A 22,135-nucleotide genomic window follows, 5' to 3' on the forward strand; every position below is an offset into this window, starting at 1 on the left:
GGGCGTTACGTCACGCCGGCTGTCGGTTTGCGGTCCGCCTGGGGGTTGGAGTCGGGGTGACTGGCGATCGGTTCTGGCGCGGACGGCTGAGCCCAGCGACGATGAGCGCACCGAGACCGAACAACGAGACGGCAGCCTCGATCTGTGCACCGTACAGCATGGCGGGAGTCCTGGCGTTTGACGTCGGAACCGTCTCGACCATGGCACCGGGCTCATAGGCAGGGATCTCGGCCAGGGTCTTCCCGTCGGGCGCGATCATCTGACTCGTCCCCACCGTGGAGATGTTGACGACGCTTCGTGACGACTCGATCGCACGGAGCCGCGCGATCGCCAGTTGCTGCTGGTTCTCATCGGTCCGCCCGAAGTCCGCGTTGTTGGTTTGCGCGATGATAACCTGGGCGCCCCGGTCCACCGCTTCACGGGTCAGGGCGTCGTCGACGATGTCGAAGCAAATCGAGATACCCGCGATCACGCCGTTCACGTTGAAGATGTTGTCGCGGGTTCCCGGTGTGTACTCCCGGGCAACAAGCCCGATCAGGTCAGGCGCAAACGGCTCCCAGAACTCGCGGTCAGGCACGTACTCGCCGAAGGGTACCGGGTGACGCTTGTCGTAGTAGTCAAGAGCGCCGGTGCCGGCGACCCACAGCAGGGAGGTGTTGAAGTATTCGCCGTCACGTTCGGTAACCGTTCCGGTCAGGATCGGCGCTCCGACCTGTGACGCCAGGTAGTCAAGGACGCCGGCGGCCTGCGGGTCGGTGAGGGGGTTGAGGTCTGACCCGTTCTCCGGCCAGACAACCATGTCCACCTCGGTGCCGACAACATCGAGCGTCGCGGATGCCTGCGCGGCGAGGATATCGCCCGGCTCGCGGTCGTCGAAGTATCCGGCCTTGGCGTTGCCCTGAACGGCGGCTATCGTTGCCTCTCCGCTCTGCACGAACGGGACAGCCGGGACGGCAAGGACCGCGGCGATGGCGGCAGCGGGGACGGCGATCCGTGTGAACGTGGTGAGGGCATCTGGCTCACGGACAACCTGGATCGTGAGAACGATGAGCCAGACCATGAGAAAGCTCAGACCGCTCAGCCCGACCCAGGCGACGAGCGGTGCGAACGGGCTTTCGGACTGGCTCAGTGCCATCCTGCCCCACGCAAAACCGCCGTACGGCCAGGTGCTGACGAGTGCCTCACGGGCGGTCCACAGGCCGGCCACGACGACCGGGAGAAGGGCGAGCCTGCCGAACCTGTTGTTCCAGACCCGAGGGATCCAGCGGAACGCGAGTGTGATGAGGACAGCACCGACGGCGAAGAAAATGGACTCGAGCACCGAGAGAGCGATCCACGGCACCGGTCCGAGGTACAGGGAGACCCACGACACATGCACGAGGTAGAAGGAGACGCTGCCGATGAATCCAACCAGAAGCGCTCCGCCGACGCTGCGGCCGATCAGACAGACGAGAAAAATCGCAGCCCCGACAAACGCGAGCGGCCAGATTCCCTTGTCGGGAAAACCGGCGTCGAGGACCGGGCCGGACGCCGCGGCCAACAGGATGGCGGCGGTGAGGGGCAGGAGCGGTCGGGTCGGGCGGGTCACTCCCCCAGCCTAGGTTGTCGCTGGCCCCGAAAGCTCACACTGAGCTGTATGCGACGATACCGCGCCGAATGGCATCCAGCGCCTTGCGGGCATTGCGGCCCACTCCCCCGTCGGCAACCATCGACAACTGGTCAAGCAGGTCGATCGTCTGCTTGGTCCAGCGGACGAAGTCACCCGCTGCCATATCGGCGTCGAGAAGCACCGAATTGAGCGTCGACCCGCGGGCCCACTTGTGCATGGCGATGGCGAGACCGGTAGCCAGCGGTTCGCTTCCTGGAAGCCTGTGGTCCTGTTCGGCGTCGTCGAGGCGGGCCCAGAGGTCCTGGGTCTTGTCGAGCGCGACGCGGAACGCACCACGCGGGAGGAAGCGTTCGGGCACCTGCCCCTCGTCACGGCGCGGTTCGAACACGATGCAACTGGCCATTGCGGCGAGGCTCGCGGGGTCGAGGTCATTCCAGAGATTGCGGTGCAGGGCCTCGGCGACCAGCAGGTCTCGTTCGCCGTAGATCCGTTTGAGGGTCCGGCCGGCGGCACTCAGTTCGAGCTGACCGCCCTCGCCAGGAACGAGGTATTCGTACTCGACCAGTACGTCGGTGACCCGGTCGAAGATCTTCGCAACAGCGCCGGTGCGCGTCGCGATCTGCCGCGTGAGCTGGTCGGTCTGCTTCTTCAGCTTGAAGTACCGTTCCGCCCACCTGGCGTGCTGCTCCCGATCGGGACAGCTGTGGCACGGGTGAGCCGAGAGCCGCTTGCGCAGCCCGTTGGCCCTGCGCTGGCGCTTCTCCCGCGTCGCGCGCGACCCGTGCTCCGCCTGCGCGGACTCCCGCTCAAGGTCGGTGAGTTCACGTCTCATCGAGGCGTACTCGCGGAAGTCGCCGAGGTGGCAGGTCATCGACTCGGCGTACTTGGCGAGTGATGCTTCCTGCTCACGCACCTTACGTGCGATTCCGACGACGGCCCGGTCGGCCTGGAACTGCGCGAACGACGACTCGAGGATCGCCCTGGTGCGTTCCCGGCCGAACTGGTCGATCAGGTTCACCGCCATGTTGTACGTCGGTTTGAAGCTCGAGTTGAGCGGATAGCTTCGGCGGGATGCAAGGGAGGCGACCGACTGGGGGTGGAGGCCATCCTGCCAGGCGACGACGGCGTGTCCCTCGACGTCGATGCCGCGGCGGCCGGCGCGGCCGGTGAGCTGGGTGTACTCCCCCGGAGTGATCGGCACTCTCGCCTCGCCGTTGAACTTCTCCAGCTTCTCGAGCACAACGGTCCGCGCGGGCATGTTGATCCCGAGCGCGAGTGTCTCTGTGGCGAAGACCGCCTTGACGAGCTTCTTCCGAAAGAGCTCTTCGACGACCTCCTTGAAGGCGGGCAGCATGCCGGCGTGGTGGGCAGCGACGCCACGCTCGAGTCCTTCGAGCCACTCCCAGTAGCCGAGAACCGCGAGGTCTTCATCCGGGAGCTGGGAGCAGCGCTCCTCGACGATTGCCCGGATCTCGTCACGCTCGTGGACTTCCGTGAGCCGGATGCCCGACCGCAGGACCTGTGCGACGGCCTGGTCGCACCCGACCCGGCTGAAGATGAAGAAGATGGCGGGCAACAGGTGGTGCTCGTCGAGCAGGCGGATGACGTCACCCCGGTCGACGCGCTGGGCCGGGCGGCGTCCGCCCTTGGCGTTGTACCTGGAAACGTCGTTGTGCTGCCTGGTGCCGGGGTTGCGTCCGCCGAACTGCGCCATGCGGACGAGTTCGGGATTGACCTGGGATGTGTCAGCGAGCGACGGCGCCGCAAACAGGTCGATGAGCTTGCCGCGCATGAGGACGTGCTGGTCGAGTGGGACCGGCCGCTCCTCTGACACGATCACCTCGGTGTGGCCGCGCACAGCCTGGAGCCAGTCGCCGAATTCCTCGGCATTGGACACCGTCGCGCTCAGGGACACCATCCGGACCTCTTCGGGAAGGTGGATGATGACCTCTTCCCACACTGCCCCGCGGAACCTGTCGGCGAGATAGTGCACCTCGTCCATGACGACGTAGGCAAGGTCGGTGAGGAGATCGGAGTTTGCGTAGAGCATGTTCCTGAGCACCTCGGTCGTCATGACGACGACCCGCGCGTGCGCGTTGATATTCGTGTCACCGGTGAGGAGGCCGACCGAATCGGCACCGTACTCGGCGACCAGTTCGCCGAACTTCTGGTTGCTCAGCGCTTTCATCGGCGCCGTGTAGAACACTTTCCGCCGTGGGCTCTGCATTGCAGCGTAGATCGCGAACTCGGCGATGATCGTTTTGCCGGCTCCGGTTGGCGCCGCGACGAGAACGCTGTTGCCCGCCTCGATACTCGCGCAGGCCTCGATCTGGAACGGGTCGAGGTCGAAGTGCTGCTTCTCACGGAAGGCATCGAGAAGAGGGGTTTTCCGTCGGGAGGCTGCGTAGCGCTCCGCGGGGCTGAGGTCTGCGGTGGTCACAGGGCCAATTCTGCGTCGAGGACGGCCTGCCGCTTCGCGGCGCGACGGTCGTGCACGTATGCGACTCCATACGCGGCGAAGTACAGGATGATCATGGGGATGGCGAGCAGGAACATCGAGATCACGTCGGCCGCTGGTGTGGAGATCGCACAGAACACGGCGATCACGAGCACCGCAATCCGCCAGGACTTGATGATGGTCGCCGCGCTGAGGACGCCGACGAAGTTGAGCAGGACGAGGAAGACGGGCACGACGAAAGCGATACCGATGGCGAGCAGCAGCTTCAACACGAAGTCGAAGTAGATCCCGGCGTTGAAGAAGTTGGAGGCTTCCGCCGGAGTGAAGCCGACCATCAGCTCAACGATGTGGGGCATGATGAGCCAGCCGGCCGCGCACCCTGCAAGGAACAACGGCACTGCGCTCAGCAGGAACCCGAGCGCGTAGCCGATCTCTTTCCGGGTGAGACCCGGGACCAGGAACGCCCAGATCTGATACAGCCAGATCGGGCTTGAAATCACGATGCCGAGGGTGAGAGCAACCTTCATCCTGAGGTCGAACGCACCGGTGACGGCATCGAAGTTGAGGAGCGCCTGGCCGCGTTCAACGGCAATCTCGGTGATCGGGGCGGCCATCATCCTGATCGCCCATTCGGACAGGACGAACCCGCCGATCATTGCGATCACAACACCGGCGGCGATGATGAAGAGGCGTTTCCGCAGTTCGACCAGATGCTCGCCGAGCGACATCCGGCCTTCGGCGTTCTTTCCCCTGGAGCGCTGAGCGCTTTTTCGCCCGGTGGTTCCCTGAGTCACTGACCTTACGGTTTCGTGTGTGTCTCTGGCGCGCTGGATGTGGCGGTCTCAGTGGGGTATGCCGGCGGGGCCGTCTCTGTCGGGTAGACCGGGGTGGCCGTCGCTGACGTCGTCGTCGGCGCAACGGGAACTGTCGGGTCGACCGGGGTTGTGGTTTCGGGCTTGTCGCTCTTGATCTCGTTCTTGAAGATCTTCATGGACTGTCCGAGGCTCTTGGCGAGGCCAGGGAGCTTCGGTGCGCCAAAGAGGAGGAGCACGAGGAACACAATGATGAGCAGGTGCCAGCCGGTGAGGTTACCTAACATGATCCATCCTTTGATTGGTGCCGTTAGGCAGAAGTTTAGCGTGGTTCAACGCTATCGCGGGCTTTCTGGCAGGCGACTGGACAGATCGCTTTCCGCATATCTGTCGATTGCGGCCTGCGCCCAGTCCGCGACGCGCGCCCGAGCCGAGGCTGGCTCGACCACGGTAACGACGCCCGCGAGGCCCGCTACCAGTCTCTTGAGCCCGTGGGTGTGTGCGAGGTGAAGGGTGACCCTCGTGGGACCTTCACCCTTGGGCTTCCCGGGTTCAGCGGTGAGGTAGTCGGAGATCAGTGGGAGCGCGTTGCTGTCGAGCTCGACGACGACGCTCAGGTCGGTATCGCTCGGTTCGAAGAGCCGGTCACCGAGGGGAACGTCGTCGGCCCTGCGGCTGATCGGCACGCTCGTCGCGACGAGCGTGCTCATCCGGTCGAGACGGAACGTGCGGGCAGCGTCGCGACCGTGGTCCCATCCCCTCAGGTACCAGTCCTGGTCGAGCGACTCGATCCGCAGTGGATCGACCGCTCGTCGTTCAAGTTCGCCACGCGAGTTGAGGTAATCGAACTCGATCCTGACTCCTGCGCTGACGGCATCCCGAATAATGCTGAGGTACTCATCGACCTCGGATGAACCGACAGCGACTTCACTCGGCGTTCCGGATGCACCCCTCGACAGCTTGGCCAGGAGTGAGACCAGGACTCCCCTGTCGGCCTGCTCGGGGAGCGACGACAGGTACTGGAGCCCGGCGATGAGGGCAGCCGCCTCGCGAGCAGAGAAACGCGGAGAGTCGTCGATCGCGACGAGGTGGGTGATGGCGATCTCATCACGCTCGTCGAGCAGGTCCCAGTCGATGTCGAAGAGGTCTTCGTGCTGGTACGAGCTTGTCTCACCCGGTACACCGGAGACCGCGATCAGGTTGACCGAATCACGGATCTGAGTCTCGGACACACCGAACCGTCGGGCTGCCTCCTGGACGGAGACCTGGCCCTTGTCCATGAGGTACGGCACGAACGCGAGCAGGAAGGCGAGCTTGTCCCGCCCGTGTGGTGTGGAACTAGCCATTGTCAAGTCCGTCCGCTGGTGCGTCGAGGTGCCTGTCCCTGGTGGTGATGTGCCGCGCGAGTACCGCGGTGCGGAGGCGTTCCGGACTCAGCACGAGTACTTCGGGCCCGTAACTGGCGAGCTCGTCCGCGAGCACATCGACATCCGTGTAGTGCAACCGGAGTTCAGTGGGGTTCGTGTCGGATGTCGGTTCGGCACGTTTCGAGAGCCGAGTGGCGGCATCCGTTCCCGGTTCAACACTGACAACGGCGACCTGGGACTCCCAGAGGGCGTCGAGGGCGCGAAGGGAGCGTTCCGCATGGCCCGTGGTTTCTGGCGGAAGCCAGGTCTTGCTGGTCGTGATGACCGGCCCGACGATGCGACTCAGCAGGAAGGTTCTACCTTCGTTCACCTCCATGTCCTCTGCGGACAGGTGCCAGCGGCCATGGTGCTGGACCAGGGCGAGAGGGGCGACGGTGCGTGTCCGTGGGCTCGCCTCTCCGGGTTTGAGATAGGGGAAGGTCACAACAGCGTGCTTTTCGAGCGCGAGACGCAGCGGATCAAATGAGCTCTCCCGGATCCGCACCCTCGGCGCGTATCCGATGACCGGCTCGTCCGACTCGATGCCGAGGGAGTTGAGCTTGAGCAGCGCCCGCTGGGACTCGGCCGAGAGCGACCCCTGCTGCCACACGGTCGCGGCGAGAGACAGCATGGCGATCTCGGTCGGCGAGAACGTGATGTCGCTGGGCAGGTCGTACTCCCCCTTGGGGATCCGGTAGCGCAGCGACTGGTTGTTGCCGGGATCGCCCGGCGTCTCGATCGTCTCGAGCGGGATGCCAAGTTCGCGGATGTCGTCTTTGTCGCGTTCGAACTGGCGGTCGAGGCTCGCGTTGTCGCCGAACGCGGAGTATCGCTGCCGGTATCCCTGCACGGTCGACAGGATCTCGGACTTGGTCAGTCCCTGTTCGGTCGCGAGGAGGGCCAGAACGAGGCTGAAGAGCCGTTCCTCGACGGGCACTGGCGCTGCAGCATGGGGTTCTTGCACAGCATCATCATAGTTGCGCGATGAACCGGAATCCGGCGGACCCAGGCCGAGGGGCGCGGGTCCGCCGGCAAAGCGGTCGATCAGTTGACGGTGCCGAGGATGTCGACGACGAAAACGAGCGTCGATCCGGCAGGGATCGTTGCCGAGCCCTGCTCACCATAGGCGAGTTCGGCCGGGATGACGGCGATGATCTGCGAACCGACGGTCTTTCCTTCGAGGGCTGTCGCGAGACCGGGGACGATGCCGTCGAGGCTGAAGACGGCCGGTGTCTCGTCGTCCCATGACGTGTCGAAGATGCTGTTGTCATCCCAGAGCGCGCCGGTGTAGTGAACGACGACGCGGTCATCAGCGGAGACCTTGTCACCGTTTCCGGTCTTCAGCGTCGCGACCTTGAGCTCGGTGGGAGCCTCTGATTTCGGGACAGTGATTCCCGGGGTGCCGTCCGCTGCGGTGACAACACTGGGGAAGCCGGATTCGAACACCGGGGTTGGTGTGCCGTCCGCCTTGGCGAGGAATGCGTCAGTGATGTCCGCGACCATGATGACGGCGTCGTTCGACTCAACTCCGAGCTGGGCGCTGCCTTCCTCGCCGAATGCATCGGCGGGGGTCATGACGGCGGCGATCCGCGAACCGACGGTCGAGCAGGCGATGCTATCGGCCATTCCCGGCAGGAGCTGCGATGGCAGGTAGATGCCGGCCTCGGAGTACGCGCCTTCTTCGACGGGCGCTCCTGTCGTGCCGTTGTAGAAGGCGAAGCTCATCTCGACGAGCTGGTCGTCGGTGATTTGCGCACCGTCACCCTCGATGAGCGTGGAGACCTGGGTGGTGTCCGTCTTCAGCGGAGTGGGGAAATCAACTTCCTTCAGCGAACCGAGTGCTCCGGTCGCATCGACGAGGGTGGACGCGTCACCGGAGGAGACCGGTGAGTCGCAGTCGTTTCCCGTTGCGGGTGCGCACCCCGTGAGGGTGGCCAGGACGACGCCTGCGGTCAGGAGCAATGCGGGTGCCTTCTGCACGGTGCCTCGTTTTCGTACTCGGGAGTTCTCGATGGGAACCACTCGTGTTGGTGTCCCCTGTGTGGCGTCGCTCTCACCTGTCGCCCGGGCCATCTTAGCCACGCGGCGTTTCTCCAGGCTCGGAGTTTGCAGTGTCCGGCGCGTTCGTGTCGGGTGCGATGGCCGTGGCGAAGTCGGCGGAGCCCTCGCTGACGGCGGATTCTCCGGAGTCCCCCACCGGTGCCTCAGCGGCTGGTCCAAGGCCCCTGGCCTTCGAGAGCTCGGCGGAGTTGGCCACGCTTCTGACCCGCTTGCGCAGGATCTTGGCGCTGACGTTCCGCTCGCCGAGAGCGCCCGGCGTCCACTGTTCGACGTCGTCATCGCTGAAGTCGGACTTGCTCGGCCTGCGCTTGAGCTCGGGAAGAATTGTTCCGTCCGCGAGCTTTCTCGCGGTGATGAGGAAGCCGGTGTGGCCGATCATCCTGTGGTCAGGTCGCACGGCGAGTCCCTCGACGTGCCAGCCACGGACGATGGTCTCGCTCGAGTCAGGGTTGGTGAAGCGTCCCGTGGCCCGGATGGCCTCGGCGACACGCGACAGCTGGGTCACGGTCGCGACGTAGCAGAGGATGACTCCACCCGGCTTCATCGCGTCTGCGCACGCGTCGATGCACTCCCACGGCGCGAGCATGTCGAGGACGACGCGGTCGACCGAGTCCGGCTCCATGGTGGTCGGCAGGGTCTCGGTGAGGTCGCCGACGGAGACCCTCCAGTTTTCGGGGTCATAGCCAAAGAAGGTGGCGACGTTGCCGCGCGCGACATCCGCGAATTCATCACGTCGCTCGAACGACTCGAGCCTGCCCGTCGGACCGATGGCCCTGAGGATCCAGAGCGAGAGGGCACCCGAACCCACACCGGCCTCGACGACTGTTGCACCGGGGAAGATGTCTGCGAGCCCGACGATCTGGGCGGCATCCTTCGGGTAGATGATCGCGGCGCCTCGCGGCATCGACATGACGAAGTCGACGAGGAGCGGGCGCAGGGCGAGGTACTCGATGCCGTCAGTGGTCGTGATGACCGATCCGTCCGGCAGCCCGATGATCGTGTCGTGGCTGACGATTCCGCGATGGGTGTGGAACTCCTTGCCCGGTTCGAGCGTGATGGTGTTGCGTTTGCCCTTCGGGCCGGTGAGCTGTACCCGGTCACCGATCCGGAACGGCCCGGAGTTCTGCGGTCGCTCGTCGGTCGTCGGTGTAGCGCCCGGCTGGGTGGCGGATGTATCGGTCATCGGGAAAGTCCTTCGGTAGCGCGAGCGGCAACGAGGGCGGCGAGATCGACGCTTGTCCTGCCTGCGAGTGTCGGCCAGGTGGTGTGAGAGTCGGATGGGGCTATCGAAACGGCGTGCGGGACGGCGACGGCAATGCTGCCGGCGGCGACGGCGGATGCCAGTCCGGCGCGTGAGTCCTCAATGGCAATGCAGTCGGCGATGTCGACGCCGAGCAGCCTGGCAGCGGTGAGGTACGGCTCCGGGTGCGGTTTCGGGTTTTCGACTTCGTCACCGGTGACGAGGACGTCGAACGCGTCGAATGGGATGTGAGTTACAACCTGTTCGGCCATCCTGCGGATTGACATGGTGACGAGTGCCGTTTTGACGCCGAGGGATCTGAGTTCTTCGAGGAGTTCGCGTGCTCCTGGGCGGAACGGAACGCCGTCTTTCTCGAGTCGTTCCTGCACCCGGCTGGTGAGGTGGTTGACGATGTCGTCTGCGGTCATCTCGACCCCGTGGTCCTGGAACACCTTCGCGGATTCCCACAAACCGGCACCGACGAGGGTCATCGCGTCTTCGTAGGTCCAGGTGTGGCCGAACGACTCAACGAGGTCGGTTTCGGCGGAGATCCAGTAAGGCTCGGTGTCGACGATGGTGCCGTCCATGTCCCAGAGGACAGCGGCGGGTAGCTGTGTAGTCACGAGTTTCAATGCTACCTGTTGCCGGAGAGCGCCTATTCTGGAACCAGTGCAGGCGAGAGCCCGCCGATACTGCGTCGGGGAAACCCGTGGAATGGGGAACTAGTGCTGAGTGGTCGGTTGCTCGTCGTCGCCTTTGAGGGCTGGAACGACGCTGGTGAAGCAGCCACGGGCGCTGTCCGTGTGTTGCAGGAGCAGCTCGACGTCTCGGCGATCTTCGAGATTGACCCCGAGCTCTACTACGACTACCAGTTCAACCGGCCCGTGATCGCCGTCGATGACGACGGTAAACGCCGGATCACCTGGCCAACGGCAACTCTCTACGGCCCAAGCGCCCCGGCAGCGGACACCGACGCCCCCGCGCCGCTCGCCGACGATGCGGACCTCAGTGTCAGTGGCTCGAACGGCGGCAACATCTTCCTCCTCGTCGGCAGCGAGCCGTCCCGAAGCTGGAAGGCGTTCACCGCGGAGATCATCGACGCGGCACTCACCCACGACATCTCGACGATCGTCTTTCTCGGCGCCATGCTGGCCGATGTTCCTCACACCCGCCCGATCTCCATTTTCGCCTCGAGCGAGAATGACGAGATGCGCGGTGAGCTTCAGCTGGAACGCAGCAGCTATGAAGGACCAGTCGGGATTCTCAGCGTGCTCGCCGAGGCGGCCGAGCAGGCGGGAATCTCCACCCTCTCGATTTGGGCGTCGGTCCCCCACTATGTGCACAACGCGCCATCGCCGAAGGCGGTGCTCGCCCTGATCGACAAGCTCGAAGAGATCGTCGACGTCGTGATCCCGCGCGGCGACCTGGTCGAGGAATCCGGCGAGTGGGAGAACGGCATCAACGCGCTGGCCGGCGACGACGAGGACATGGCCGCCTACATCGCGCAGCTGGAACAGGCGCGCGACACCGTCGAATCTCCTGAGGCCAGTGGTGAGGCCATCGCCAAGGAGTTCGAACGCTACTTGCGCCGCTCAGGTGACGGCAAGGGCGACGGCCGCAACGAGCCCCCAGCGCGCGGCTGAGCTTCTCCGCCTCACAGCTTCCGCCTCACAGTCTCTCGCTGTGATTCAGCCGTCCCGTTCGAGGTTAGAGTTCGACGCCGAGCAGCGCGTGAACGGCGCGGTGAATGAGCTCGGGGTCGGTCACACCGCTCGTCGCTGCGTCATCGATCACCCGGAGCGCGGCAGGCGTGTCCAGGTCGAGCTGGAGGGCCGAACGAAGCGCCGAGAGCACAGTGTGCGAATCGACGGCGTCCGCGCTCACCGCAGCGCCGCTGTCGCTCGTTGGGGTGAAGGCGCTCTGCCAGAGGCTGAGCCTCTCCGCTGCATCGACGAGCAGGCGGTCGGTCCACTCCCAGTCCGAGCGGTAGTGGTGTGCGAGGATCGCCAGCCGAATGGAGCGCGCGTCGACGCCAGATTCGAGCAGGCGGGAGATGAGCACGAGGTTCCCGAGCGACTTCGACATCTTCTCGCCCTCGAAGGCGACGAGGCCGGCGTGGCTGTAGACCCGGGCCAGCGGATGGCCGCTGAGCGCTGACGCGTGGCCGGCGCTGAGTTCATGGTGCGGAAAGACGAGGTCGCCGCCGCCGCCCTGCACCGTGAAGTCGGTGCCGAGCTCCATCAGCGCAATGACCGAGCACTCGATGTGCCACCCGGGCCGGCCTCGACCGACACTCGACGGCCAGCTCGGCTCTGACTCGCGTGCGGCCCGCCACAGGAGCGGGTCGAGGCTGTCGCGCTTACCCGCGCGGTCCGGATCTCCCCCGCGCTCGGCGAAGTACTTCATCATGGTTTTGGCGTCGTAATTGCTGACGTCGCCGAGCTTCCACGGGCCGAGTTTCGCCGCTGCGGCACTGTCGAAGTAAATGTCGTCACCGACTGTTGAGTCCGGGGTCGGCACGGAGTACGCCGCTCCTGCGGCCACAAGCCGCCTGACCGCCTCCGCTATTTCGTCGAGCACCTCGGTGACGGCGACGTAGTTTTCGGGCGGGAGGATGCTGAGGGCCTGCATATCGCCCCGGAACAGTTCGACCTGGCTTTCGGCGAGGTCTCGCCAATCGACTCCCGTGGCTGCCGCGCGTTCGAGCAGGGGGTCGTCGATGTCGGTGACGTTTTGGGCGTAGTGGACCTCGAGGCCGCCGTCGAGCCAGACCCTCTGCAGAGTGTCGTAGGCAAGGTAGGTCGCAGCGTGTCCCATGTGGGTCGCGTCGTACGGCGTAATTCCGCAGACGTACAACCGCGCGATCTCGCCCGTGTGTGCCTCGATCATGCCGCCGGTGGCTGTGTCGAACAGACACGGCGGAAGCGAGTTGCCGGGGAGAGTCGGGACGAGCGGTCTATTCCATGCCTTCACTTGTCCAGCCTAAGCTGCGCGGCTACGCGGTGAGGACACCGGTGCCGAGCAGGATGAAGATCACGACACCGAGCAGGATGCGGTAGATCACGAAGGGCATGAAGCTGCGCTTCGAGATGTAGCTCATGAAGAACTTGATGACGAAGATGGCGACGATGAACGCGATGACCGTCGCGATCAGGGTCTCGCCCGGGCCGTAAATCTCCGGGATGCAGTCGGTCGCGCCTTCGACGCACGGGTCGGCGATCGACTTGTAGATCTGGAAGAAGCCGCTGCCGAGTACGGCGGGAATGGCGAGGAGGAACGCGTATCTTGCGGCAGCGGCCCGTTCGTAACCGAGGAAGAGCCCCGCGGTGATCGTTCCACCCGAGCGCGACACCCCGGGGATGAGCGCGAGGGCCTGGGCCAGTCCGAAGATGATGCCGTCGCGGTAACCGAGGTTCTCGAGCTTGAGGTTCTTCCGGCCGATCCAGTCGGCGATTCCGAGAAGGATGCCGAAGCCGATGAGCATGGATGCCGTGAACCACAGCGACCGCAGTGTGGTCTCGATCTGATCCTGGAACAGCAGACCGAGAACAACGATCGGTACCGAGCCGATGATGATGAGCCAGCCCATGCGGGCATCAGGATCGTTGCGCGGGATCTTTCCCACCAGCGCACGGCACCAGGCACCGATGATGCGCACGATGTCTTTCCAGAACAGGATGACGACAGCCAGTTCCGTGCCGATCTGGGTGATGGCGGTGAAGCGGGCGCCGGGGTCGCCGCCCGCCCCGAGGAACTCGCCGACGATGCGCAGGTGAGCGCTCGACGACACCGGGAGGAATTCGGTGAGTCCCTGCACGAGACCCAGAATTATGGCGTTGAGAATATCCACGGAATCCTTGCTGTTCGTCAGTAAGTGCGAAGCAGGTCGGTCAAAACCCGCCTGCCAAAGACTAATGCGTCGAGAGGGACGCGCTCGTCAACACCGTGGAACATGGCCGGGAAATCCAGCTCGGGCGGCAGCAGCAGCGGAGCGAAGCCGTATCCGGTGATGCCGAGCATTGACAGCGCCTTATTGTCGGTACCCGCTGGCAGGAGGTAGGGCAGCACCTCAGCGCCGGGGTCGTGGATTCTGAGCGTTTCGATCATGGCGTCGATCAGCGGGCCGGCAAACTCGTTCTCGAGGCCGACATCCCGGTGCATCACCTCGATCTCGATATCGGGTCCGACGAGTTCCTGCACCGCGGCGAGGACAGCGTCTTCCTCACCGGGCAGTGAACGGATGTCGACGAGCGCCTCTGCGGTGTCCGGAACGACGTTGTGCTTGTATCCGGCCGTCAGCACGGTGGGATTCGTGGTGGTGCGGAGGGACGCCTGGATGAAGCCGGATGCCGTTCCGGTCGCGAGGGCAAGTTCGTCCGGGCCGAGCGTTTGCGGGTCGACGCCGAGGATGCGAGCTACTTCGTCGAGGAGTGCCGTGGTTGTGTCGGTGAGCCTGATGGGCCACTCCTGCCTGCCGACGGCAGCGACGGCTTCGGCGAGGCGTGTGATGGCGTTCTCCCGGACGACGCGCGAGCCGTGAGCCGCCGGGCCCCTGGCGATGAGCTTGACCCACAGCAGCGCCTTTTCTCCGGTCTGAACGAGGTATGCCCGCTTGCCGCCGAGCGTGATTGAGTATCCGCCCACTTCGCTGATGGCCTCGGTTGCGCCTTCGAACAGGTCGGGCCGGGTCGAGACGAGGTGGTGTGAGCCGAGCACTCCGCCGTTTTCCTCGTCGGCGAAGAACGCCAGGATGAGGTCACGCGCCGGGCGTTCGCCAGCCCGCAGGATGTCGGCAACCGCGGTGAGGATCATGGCATCCATGTTCTTCATGTCGACCGCTCCCCTGCCCCACAGCATCCCGTCACGGATGACACCGCCGAAGGGGTCGACGCTCCAGTTGCGCGGGTCAGCGGGGACGACGTCGAGGTGGCCGTGAACAACGAGTGCGCCCTTCGAGCTGTCGCGTCCAGCGACCCGGGCGACGACGCTTGTGCGTCCGGGATCTGAGTCGATCAGTTCCGGCTCGAGACCGAGTTCCCGCAGGTACTCCGCGACGTATTCGGCGGCAATCGTCTCTCCATTGGACTTCCCCCCGCCGTAGTTGGTGGTGTCCATGCGAATGAGGTCCCTGGCCAGTCGCACGGTCTCGTCGAGCTCAGCGTCGATGGGAGCCTGTGCAGCGATTGGCGATTGCGCGTCGAAATCCATGCCACAACGCTATCGGTGCAGGCACACACGGTGTGTGTTCATTGCGTCCCGAAAACCGTGCTAAAGTTTTCTCTCGGCAGGGTGCTTCGGTAACCGGCCAGAAACAGAAACAAAACAATGCGCGGGTGGCGGAAATGGCAGACGCGCTAGCTTGAGGTGCTAGTGCCCTTACGGGCGTGGGGGTTCAAGTCCCCCTTCGCGCACATTGTGAAGAACTGTGTTGAGACAGTAGAAAAGCCGGGTCCATTGGATCCGGCTTTTCGCTTTTAAGCGCTCGGAGTGAGCAGCCCGTAATATGCGGGCATTGTCACCGGTCGTTCCCGCTCAACGAGAAGCGGCAGGCCGATCTCGTGGCCGCCTGGAGTGTGGTCCGTGATGCGTTTGGCGATCACGATGCGCCAACCATGCTCTTCGGCGTGACTGTCCTGGGATATGACCAGCAGCTTGTTGAGATCGAGGCCGTCGCGGCCGTCGCGGCCGTCGGCGATTAACGGCTGAAAGTTGCTTTCCATATGCGCAAGTCAGATATAGTTGCCAATATGGAAAATGACTTCTCCGGGATAGATCCCCCTGGCCGTCCAGTCGTCCCTACGTCCGCAGAAGCGCGCGATGTCCTGTCACTCCTCGACGTTGACGGGTCTCGGCTCGCTGAGCGTGTGGTGACGCCCTGGTGGTACCACGTTGCACTCGGAGCGATTGTGGCGCTGTTTGTGGCCTCGCAGGCGATGCCGACAGCCGCAATGAGCGTGGCTATCGTGCTCGGGATTGTCGCACTGCCTGTGCTCACGACGGTTTACAGTCGCCGTTATGGCGTGTCGGTCAGTCAGCCGGCAGGTCCCCGCGGTCGGCGTCTGCTGTTGATGACGCTCGGGGTTCTGGTAGCGGCGATGCTTTCAGGTGTTGCACTCAAGTTGGCCGGTATCGCGCTGTCGTGGGTGATGGTACCGGCTGTACTGGCGTTCATCGTTACGGTCGTTCTTGGGCGACGCTACGACGACGCTCTCCGCCGCGAGATTGCTGCACGGACCCACGCACGCTCATGAGTGAACCCGTAGCCGCTGAGTTCAACGATGTCATCCATTCACCGGTGCGGTTGCGTATCTGCGCGCTGATGCGGCGAACGTCCGAACTGGAGTTCGCCGTGATCCGAGACACCCTCGGGCTGAACGATGCGAATCTGTCGAAGAACCTCAAGGTTCTCAGCGAAGGGCGACTCGTCACTGTGCGGAAGGAGAGCTCAGCGGCTCGAACCGATGCCCGCAGGCTCACCTGGGTAGCTCTCACGGCCGAGGGACGGAGTGCGCTCGAGGGGCACCTCGCTGCGCTCACCCAGATCGCCGACAGTCAGCCCGACGTCCTGCCCTGATACCCGAAGTCCTGCCCTGATAGCGGAAAGTCGTTCTGAGGTGCTACCCGTCCAGTGGGTGGACGATGCGTTCGAGTAGACGATGAACATCGCCGGTCGGCCGGGTCAGCGCTTACCGTTCAACCGCTTGCGCAGGAGCTCGATGCGTGACTGCAGCTGCGTCACGCTGGCCTGTTGGACGGCAGGTCCGCCGCACATCCGCCGAAGCTCGGCGTGAACGAGCCCGTGGCCCTGGTTCGTGGACTTCGCATACAGCCCAACGAGGCTGTTGAGGAGGCTGCGCTGCTCCTTGAGCGTCCGGTAGAGCGGCGGCGGGACATCCGTCGACTTGTCTGCTGCCGTCGCCTGAGGAGCCTCGCTGCGGGTCGAGTGACGCTTCGCCTGCCGAGCCTGACGCTGCGTCAGGAGCTCGTGCACCTGCTCGGGTTCCAGGAGACCGGGAAGGCCGATGAAGTCAAGCTCTTCCTCAGTGCCTGGCTCCGCCCACTGGCCGAATTCGTCCCCGTCGTAAACGACACGGTCGAAGTTCGCCGACGACGACATTGCCTCGTACCGGAACTCCTCACCGAGCGAATCGGAACCCTTGGATTCGCGGTTGGCCTCTGCGACCATCGCGTCTTCCGGGTTCCACATGTCCCCCTCGCCGCTGCCGTCACTCTTCCGGTCGAGCGCGTGGTCGCGCTCGAGTTCGAGAGCGCTCGCGAGGTTCATCAGGTTGGGAACATCGGGGAGAAAAACGGATGCCGTTTCACCACGACGCCGAGCCCGCACGAACCGCCCGATGGCCTGGGCGAAGAACAGGGGTGTCGATGCACTCGTCGCGTACACGCCGACGGCGAGCCGTGGCACGTCGACGCCTTCAGAAACCATGCGGACCGCGACCATCCACCGGCTCGTCCCGGCCGAGAACTCGTCGATACGGTCGGACGCTTCCTTCTCATCGCTCAGAACGACGGTCGGCGGTTCCCCGGTGATGCCGTGCAGAATTTTCGCGTACGCGCGCGCCGCCGTCTGGTCGGTCGCGATGACCAGGCCACCGGCATCCGGAATACCGTGACGCACCTCGCTGAGGCGCCGGTCGGCAGCCTGCAGCACCTGCGGAATCCACTCCCCTGCCGGATCGAGCGCTGTGCGCCAGGCCTGCGAGGTGATGTCCTTGGTGTTGCCCTCGCCGAGCCTGGCTTCCATCTCGTCGCCGGCGTTGGTGCGCCAGCGCATGTGTCCGGCATAGACCATGAACATGACCGGTCGGACGACGCCGTCGGCCAGTGCGCGACCGTAGCCGTAGTTGTAGTCGGTAAGCGAGGTGCGGATGCCGTCTTTGTCCGGCAGGTAGCTGACGAACGGGATCGGCGCGGTGTCTGATCGGAACGGGGTTCCGGTCAGCGAGAGGCGACGGGTGGCCGGTTCGAACGCTTCGCGGATCGCGTCACCCCAGCTGAGCGCGTCACCGCCGTGGTGCACCTCGTCGAGGATCACGAGGGTACGGTGCGACTCGGTGATGTCCTTGTGCAGCGCGGCGCGGACGGCGACCTGTGCGTAAGTGACGGCGACGCCGTGATAGTGGCTTCCGTAGCGACCGTCGGCGTTCGAGAACATCGGGTCGAGCCGGATGCCGGCGCGGTGTGCGGCATCCGCCCACTGCCGTTTGAGATGTTCGGTCGGTGCAACGACGGTGATGCGGTCGACGGTTTTGCGGGCGAGCAACTCGGCGGCGAGTCGGAGCGCGAACGTCGTCTTCCCGGCGCCGGGCGTTGCAGCGGCGAGGAAATCACGGGGTTCGTGAACGAAGTAGGCGGTGAGCGCCTCTTCTTGCCAGGCGCGAAGCTTGGAGACGGTTCCCCATGCTGCACGTTCGGGGAAGGTGGGTGAGAGGTGTTCGGCGGCGCTGGTTCCGACGCGGATTGCTGGTGCCTCGGACTTTGGGGGGACCGGCTCGAACTCTGTACTCACTGGATACCAATCTACCCGACGAGCGGCACGTCACGGACCGTGACCAATGATGCTTCGACGGGTAAACTCGGGTCGATGGACGCATTATCTTCTGACGAGGTTTCTGTTTTTCAGGAGCGACCGCATCCGTGGACGCGTTATGTGGCTCTCGGTGATTCGTTTACCGAGGGCATCGGAGACCCGTACCCGTCGCCGCCGGGAGCCCACAGGGGCTGGGCGGACCGCGTGGCCGAAGTGCTCTCGCAGGGTGTCGACGATTTCGCCTATGCCAACCTCGCTGTCCGCGGAAAACTGATCGCTCAAATCTCCGCGGATCAGATCGATCCGGCCCTTGACCTCCACCCTGACCTGATCACCATCTCAGCCGGGGGCAACGACGTACTTCGGCCGGGAACCGATCCGGACGTCATCGCACAGAAAGTCGACGACGCGGTTGCTCGGCTTTCGCGAGATGGCGCCACCATCGTGCTCTTCACCGGCGTCGACGTCGGTTTCTCGCCGGTGCTGCGTACCCTCCGTGGCAAGGTGGCGATCTACAACGAGAACATTCGGAGCGTCGCGGCGAAGTACGACTGCATCGTGGCCGACCAGTGGGCGCTGACCGAGATCCAGAACGCGCGGATGTGGTCGAGTGACCGGCTGCACCTCAACGCGCTCGGCCACCACACCGTGGCCAGGATGGTGCTTGATTCCCTCGCGGTGCCGAACGACCTGGAGCCGCTCAAGCCTGAGCCGGTACGGCCGGCAACCTGGCGGGAGGCGCGCACCGAGGACTTCGTCTGGGCGCGGCAGTTCTTCGTGCCGTGGGTCCTCCGGCGCCTGCGACACCAGTCCTCCGGAGACTTCATCACCGCAAAGAGGCCGCAGGCGGAGAGATTCCTCCGCGACGGTGAGCTTCCTGCCGGAGACTGAGCGCGAGGCCGGGTGCTGGTGCGGTCGCCCTCGTGTCGTTGTACGTGTGGCGTCAGTCTGACGGATGGGTGATTCGCCAGCCGGTGTCAGCCTCAGCGAGGTCATCCGACAGCTCGAGTGGAACGTCGATGACCGAATCCGCGACGGTGAAGACAGCTTCACCGACATCGAGTCCCGCTGCGCCTGAAATCAGAGGCGACGCGGCAACGTCGACAGCGACCGTTGCGTCCTGCCACACCAGAACGGATGCCGATTCGGTGGCGACGATGTCCGATGTCGATCCCCACGGTGTGGTGTAACTCCCGAATGATTCTCCCTCTGTGACGAGGGGAAGTTCCCTGAAGCCGGCCTCGACGGTCGTGAGGAGACCGAGCACCGACGAGAAGAGTTCCTTATGGTTGGGCGCCCCGAGGATCACTCCGACCACGGTGACCGTCTCTGAACCGACAGCGAGTTCGGCAGCGAACAGCAGGCAGGCACCGGCGACGCGGGTGGTCCCGGTCTTCAGCCCGATGATTCCCCCCTGGCCGAGGATCTTGTTCGTGTTGGTCACAGGTCCGATGACAGGCAGGTCGGCCGACTGCTGCGACACGATCTCGGAAAGAACCGGGTGCGCGAGGACCAGCTCGCCGATTTTGACCAGGTCGGCCGGTGTCGATCTGCTGTCCTGGTTGATGCCGCTGGAGTCCGCGAGATGCGTGCCGGCGAAGCCGTGTGCTCCCAGCCAAGCTGTGGCCGCCGCGAGGAAGGCATCCACCGATCCGTATGCCCAATTGGCCAGGGTGATGCTGTAGTTGTTGGCCGACGGCAGCATCATTGCCTCGAGCAGCTGTCGCTCGGTGAAGACGGACCCGACGGCAACGGGTGCCGCCGATCCGCCCTCGGCGATCACTTCGGTGTAGATGCGCTGGTCGTCTTCGGTGAGGGTAAGTTGCGGTCCGGACTCACCCTCGCCGAGCGGCATCGCCTCGAGCACGACGAGGGCGGTCACCGATTTCGTGATGCTGGCCATCGGCGTCGACTCCTGAGCGCCGTGACTGGAGAGGATGCCGTCGAATCCAACAGCGCCGATCGCACCGTTTCCGTAGGCCGGCCACGCCACCTGGGTGACGGTCTGGGTGATGGTATCCGTCGGTTCGAGCGTCGCGGCCGTGGCCGGGAGCGGGCGGAGGACGGCGAACGCGAGATAACCGATGATCCCGAGGATGAGAACGAGGACACCGAAGACGGTGAGCCTGCGTCGCAGGTACACCCGTCGGTCGGAGAGCGGCTGACGGGACTGGTACACGGACAAGAAGTCTATCGGCGGGCGGTTGGCGCGCCGGGCGAGGCTCGCTGGTCGCGAATCGCCCACAGCGCCACCGCACTTGCCGAGGCGACGTTGAGCGAGTCGACCCCGTGCATCATCGGAATGATCACTGTCGAGTCTGCTGCCTCGAGTGCCTGGGCGCTGAGGCCGTCACCTTCCGCGCCCATCGTGAGGGCGATCTTGGCGGGGAGGTGGGCGGCGAAGTCATCGAGGGTGATCGCGCGATCGTCGAGGGCGAGGGCGGCGACATGGAAGCCAGCCTCGTCGAGGATCCGGCGCGCTTCAGGCCATTCGGGCATCCGCGTCCACGGCACCTGGAGGACGGTTCCCATGCTGACCCTCACGCTGCGGCGGTAGAGCGGGTCGGCACACCGCGGCGTGATGAGAACGGCGTCGGCGCCGAGGCCTGCAACGGCCCGGAAGATCGCACCGACGTTGGTGTGATCGACGATGTCCTCCAGGATGACGATCCGTGTGGCATCGCGGATGACATCTTCCATCGGGTGCAGCGGCGGCCGGTGCATCGCGGCGAGCGCGCCTCGGTGCATGTGGTAACCCGTCAGCGACTCGAGGGTTGCGGCGTCGCCGACGTAGACCGGGACATCGGGGAAATCGGTAAGCAGCGGCGTGACATCCGGGATCCACTGCTCCTGAAGAAGCAGCGAGCGGGGTGTGTGACCCGCGTTGAGCGCCCGGGCGATGACCTTGTGCGACTCGGCGATGTAGAGGCCGCCAGCGGGTTCGCTCACTCGGCGGAGTGCGACGTCGGTGAGGCGGGCGTAGTCGCCGAGCCCGTCGATGTCGAGGCTGTCGATGGGAACGATTCGCACGGGTGGTCCTTCGGGTGGTGGCGTAGGGTTTGAGAGAGACAGGCCGGTGGATGTGCGTCGCGAAACAATCCCGACACGTGAGTTGTTTACCATCGTGACATCTGCGAGGTTCGGAGGTTCACATGACAACGCTCGCAAGCGCAACACCAGCGATAGACACTGATCGGCTGAATGCAGCCTACGCGCTCCTCGATGGGCGGCGGTTTGCCGTCCTCACCGGTGCGGGAATGAGCACCGATTCCGGAATCCCCGACTACCGGGGAGAGGGCGCACCAAAGCGCACGCCGATGACCGTCTCACAATTCCTGCTCAACGACGCGTCACGCAAGCGGTACTGGGCCGGCAGCCACCTGGGCTGGGCCATGTTTGACGCCGCGAGGCCCAATGCTGGGCACAAGGTCCTCGCCACGCTCGAGGAGGCTGGACTCGTCACCGGTATCGTGACCCAGAACGTCGACGGATTACACGTGCGGGCCGGTTCCCAGCGCGTGGTCGACCTCCACGGTTCGATGGACCGGGTCAGTTGCCTCGTCTGCGGCCAGACGTTTGCGCGCGCGAGTATCGCCGCGCGGATCGAAGCGGAGAACCCGTGGCTGTCGAGGCCGGATGCCGTGACGTTGAACCCGGACGGCGACGCAGAGATCGCCGACGTCGACAACTTCGTGGTGCCGGTCTGCTCGGTGTGCGGCGGCGCGTTGAAGCCCGACGTCGTCTTCTTCGGTGAGTTTGTTCCGTCAGACAAGTTCACGGAGGCACGGGATATCGTTTCCGCCGCCGACGTGCTCGTCATCGCGGGCTCATCACTCGTCGTCAACTCCGGCATTCGCCTTCTGGAACACGCGCGCCGGAGCAAGTTGCCGATCATCATCATCAACCGTGGTGAGACCAAGGGCGATGGCCGCGCCGATGTGAAGCTGGATGCCGGGGCGAGCGAGACCCTGACGGCACTGGCCGAGCGACTGCTCACCTAG

General features: G+C 64.7%; 20 protein-coding genes, 1 tRNA gene and 1 pseudogene. 7 read left to right on the forward strand and 15 right to left on the reverse strand.

Annotation, left to right across the window (positions count from 1 at the left end):
• Nucleotides 1-10: 10 nt before the first annotated feature.
• The 9 genes from lnt to C3E77_RS06785 form a co-directional block, all read right to left on the reverse strand.
• Nucleotides 11-1,588, reverse strand: a complete 1,578-nt coding sequence (lnt, locus tag C3E77_RS06745) for an apolipoprotein N-acyltransferase (protein WP_108390927.1) — start codon at nt 1,586-1,588, stop codon at nt 11-13.
• Between the two features lie 34 nt (nt 1,589-1,622).
• Nucleotides 1,623-4,049: a DEAD/DEAH box helicase gene (locus C3E77_RS06750; protein ID WP_108390928.1), complete on the reverse strand. Its 2,427-nt coding sequence runs from the start codon at nt 4,047-4,049 to the stop codon at nt 1,623-1,625.
• Nucleotides 4,046-4,795: a twin-arginine translocase subunit TatC gene (gene tatC, locus C3E77_RS06755; RefSeq protein WP_108390929.1), complete on the reverse strand. Its 750-nt coding sequence runs from the start codon at nt 4,793-4,795 to the stop codon at nt 4,046-4,048. Before tatC ends, C3E77_RS06750 begins: the two co-directional genes overlap by 4 nt.
• A gap of 71 nt (nt 4,796-4,866) precedes the next feature.
• Complete coding sequence (gene tatA / locus C3E77_RS06760) at nt 4,867-5,166, reverse strand: twin-arginine translocase TatA/TatE family subunit (RefSeq protein ID WP_108390930.1); 300 nt, start codon at nt 5,164-5,166, stop codon at nt 4,867-4,869.
• A gap of 51 nt (nt 5,167-5,217) precedes the next feature.
• Nucleotides 5,218-6,225, reverse strand: a complete 1,008-nt coding sequence (locus tag C3E77_RS06765; RefSeq protein WP_108390931.1) for a helix-turn-helix transcriptional regulator — start codon at nt 6,223-6,225, stop codon at nt 5,218-5,220.
• Nucleotides 6,218-7,249 carry a helix-turn-helix transcriptional regulator gene (locus C3E77_RS06770; RefSeq protein ID WP_108390932.1) on the reverse strand — a complete coding sequence of 344 codons (1,032 nt, stop codon included), beginning with the start codon at nt 7,247-7,249 and terminating at the stop codon, nt 6,218-6,220. Before C3E77_RS06770 ends, C3E77_RS06765 begins: the two co-directional genes overlap by 8 nt.
• Before the next feature lie 80 nt (nt 7,250-7,329).
• On the reverse strand, nt 7,330-8,358 hold the full coding sequence (locus C3E77_RS06775; protein ID WP_108390933.1) for an FKBP-type peptidyl-prolyl cis-trans isomerase: 1,029 nt from the start codon (nt 8,356-8,358) through the stop codon (nt 7,330-7,332).
• Between the two features lies 1 nt (nt 8,359).
• The gene (locus tag C3E77_RS06780; protein ID WP_108390934.1) at nt 8,360-9,529 is read right to left on the reverse strand and encodes a tRNA (adenine-N1)-methyltransferase; all 1,170 of its coding nucleotides are present in this window, start codon (nt 9,527-9,529) and stop codon (nt 8,360-8,362) included.
• The gene (locus C3E77_RS06785; protein ID WP_232528772.1) at nt 9,526-10,209 is read right to left on the reverse strand and encodes an HAD family hydrolase; all 684 of its coding nucleotides are present in this window, start codon (nt 10,207-10,209) and stop codon (nt 9,526-9,528) included. Before C3E77_RS06785 ends, C3E77_RS06780 begins: the two co-directional genes overlap by 4 nt.
• A 102-nt stretch (nt 10,210-10,311) precedes the next feature.
• On the opposite strand from C3E77_RS06785, the gene C3E77_RS06790 reads away from it, so the two are divergent.
• The gene (locus C3E77_RS06790) at nt 10,312-11,229 is read left to right on the forward strand and encodes a proteasome assembly chaperone family protein (RefSeq protein ID WP_234031325.1); all 918 of its coding nucleotides are present in this window, start codon (nt 10,312-10,314) and stop codon (nt 11,227-11,229) included.
• A 64-nt stretch (nt 11,230-11,293) separates the two neighbouring features.
• On the opposite strand, the gene mshC is transcribed toward C3E77_RS06790, so the two are convergent.
• Genes mshC through C3E77_RS06805 form a run of 3 tightly spaced genes read right to left on the reverse strand, consistent with a single transcriptional unit; the run spans nt 11,294 to nt 14,794 of the window.
• A complete protein-coding gene (mshC, locus tag C3E77_RS06795) occupies nt 11,294-12,559 on the reverse strand; it encodes a cysteine--1-D-myo-inosityl 2-amino-2-deoxy-alpha-D-glucopyranoside ligase (RefSeq protein ID WP_108390936.1) in 1,266 nt (421 codons plus the stop codon).
• Nucleotides 12,560-12,581: 22 nt separating this feature from the next.
• Nucleotides 12,582-13,436, reverse strand: coding sequence for an undecaprenyl-diphosphate phosphatase (locus C3E77_RS06800; RefSeq protein WP_108390937.1), 855 nt, complete (start codon nt 13,434-13,436; stop codon nt 12,582-12,584).
• 17 nt (nt 13,437-13,453) lie between these two features.
• Entirely contained in the window at nt 13,454-14,794 is a 1,341-nt protein-coding gene (locus tag C3E77_RS06805; RefSeq protein ID WP_108390938.1) for a M20/M25/M40 family metallo-hydrolase, read from the reverse strand.
• A gap of 119 nt (nt 14,795-14,913) precedes the next feature.
• On the opposite strand from C3E77_RS06805, the gene C3E77_RS06810 reads away from it, so the two are divergent.
• The 4 genes and pseudogenes from C3E77_RS06810 (at nt 14,914) to C3E77_RS06825 (ending at nt 16,160) form a co-directional block, all read left to right on the forward strand.
• A tRNA-Leu gene (locus tag C3E77_RS06810) sits at nt 14,914-14,997 on the forward strand.
• Between the two features lie 135 nt (nt 14,998-15,132).
• Nucleotides 15,133-15,285: pseudogene (locus tag C3E77_RS15635) on the forward strand (RidA family protein); the annotation flags it as partial.
• Nucleotides 15,286-15,333: 48 nt separating this feature from the next.
• Nucleotides 15,334-15,837: a hypothetical protein gene (locus C3E77_RS06820; protein WP_162924936.1), complete on the forward strand. Its 504-nt coding sequence runs from the start codon at nt 15,334-15,336 to the stop codon at nt 15,835-15,837.
• Nucleotides 15,834-16,160 (forward strand): transcriptional regulator, encoded by a 327-nt coding sequence (locus C3E77_RS06825; RefSeq protein ID WP_108390940.1) that lies wholly within the window; start codon nt 15,834-15,836, stop codon nt 16,158-16,160. Before C3E77_RS06820 ends, C3E77_RS06825 begins: the two co-directional genes overlap by 4 nt.
• Nucleotides 16,161-16,265: 105 nt before the next feature.
• Here C3E77_RS06825 and C3E77_RS06830 read toward each other — a convergent pair whose 3' ends face one another.
• Nucleotides 16,266-18,113 carry a DEAD/DEAH box helicase gene (locus tag C3E77_RS06830; protein WP_418288066.1) on the reverse strand — a complete coding sequence of 616 codons (1,848 nt, stop codon included), beginning with the start codon at nt 18,111-18,113 and terminating at the stop codon, nt 16,266-16,268.
• 75 nt (nt 18,114-18,188) lie between these two features.
• Here C3E77_RS06830 and C3E77_RS06835 point away from each other — a divergent pair, with 75 nt between their 5' ends.
• Complete coding sequence (locus tag C3E77_RS06835; RefSeq protein WP_108390941.1) at nt 18,189-19,025, forward strand: SGNH/GDSL hydrolase family protein; 837 nt, start codon at nt 18,189-18,191, stop codon at nt 19,023-19,025.
• Between the two features lie 52 nt (nt 19,026-19,077).
• Here the strand turns inward: C3E77_RS06835 and C3E77_RS06840 are convergent, their stop codons facing one another.
• Nucleotides 19,078-20,313, reverse strand: a complete 1,236-nt coding sequence (locus C3E77_RS06840; RefSeq protein WP_162924937.1) for a D-alanyl-D-alanine carboxypeptidase family protein — start codon at nt 20,311-20,313, stop codon at nt 19,078-19,080.
• 11 nt (nt 20,314-20,324) lie between these two features.
• On the reverse strand, nt 20,325-21,164 hold the full coding sequence (locus tag C3E77_RS06845; protein WP_234031326.1) for a TrmH family RNA methyltransferase: 840 nt from the start codon (nt 21,162-21,164) through the stop codon (nt 20,325-20,327).
• Between the two features lie 122 nt (nt 21,165-21,286).
• Between C3E77_RS06845 and C3E77_RS06850 the strand changes: the two genes are divergently transcribed.
• Nucleotides 21,287-22,135: a Sir2 family NAD-dependent protein deacetylase gene (locus C3E77_RS06850; protein WP_108390944.1), complete on the forward strand. Its 849-nt coding sequence runs from the start codon at nt 21,287-21,289 to the stop codon at nt 22,133-22,135.

The sequence above is a fragment of the Mycetocola zhujimingii genome, assembly GCF_003065425.1.
Taxonomy (GTDB): domain Bacteria; phylum Actinomycetota; class Actinomycetes; order Actinomycetales; family Microbacteriaceae; genus Mycetocola_A; species Mycetocola_A zhujimingii.

Coding starts and splice junctions, on each gene's coding strand:
- tatA (WP_108390930.1), bottom strand. CDS start 5,166: ATGTTAGGTAACCTCACCGGCTGGCACCTGCTCATCATTGTGTTCCTC.
- C3E77_RS06820 (WP_162924936.1), top strand. CDS start 15,334: ATGGAAAATGACTTCTCCGGGATAGATCCCCCTGGCCGTCCAGTCGTC.
- C3E77_RS06780 (WP_108390934.1), bottom strand. CDS start 9,529: ATGACCGATACATCCGCCACCCAGCCGGGCGCTACACCGACGACCGAC.
- C3E77_RS06835 (WP_108390941.1), top strand. CDS start 18,189: ATGGACGCATTATCTTCTGACGAGGTTTCTGTTTTTCAGGAGCGACCG.
- C3E77_RS06850 (WP_108390944.1), top strand. CDS start 21,287: ATGACAACGCTCGCAAGCGCAACACCAGCGATAGACACTGATCGGCTG.
- C3E77_RS06765 (WP_108390931.1), bottom strand. CDS start 6,225: ATGGCTAGTTCCACACCACACGGGCGGGACAAGCTCGCCTTCCTGCTC.
- tatC (WP_108390929.1), bottom strand. CDS start 4,795: ATGTCGCTCGGCGAGCATCTGGTCGAACTGCGGAAACGCCTCTTCATC.
- C3E77_RS06805 (WP_108390938.1), bottom strand. CDS start 14,794: ATGGATTTCGACGCGCAATCGCCAATCGCTGCACAGGCTCCCATCGAC.
- C3E77_RS06825 (WP_108390940.1), top strand. CDS start 15,834: ATGAGTGAACCCGTAGCCGCTGAGTTCAACGATGTCATCCATTCACCG.
- C3E77_RS06775 (WP_108390933.1), bottom strand. CDS start 8,358: ATGGCCCGGGCGACAGGTGAGAGCGACGCCACACAGGGGACACCAACA.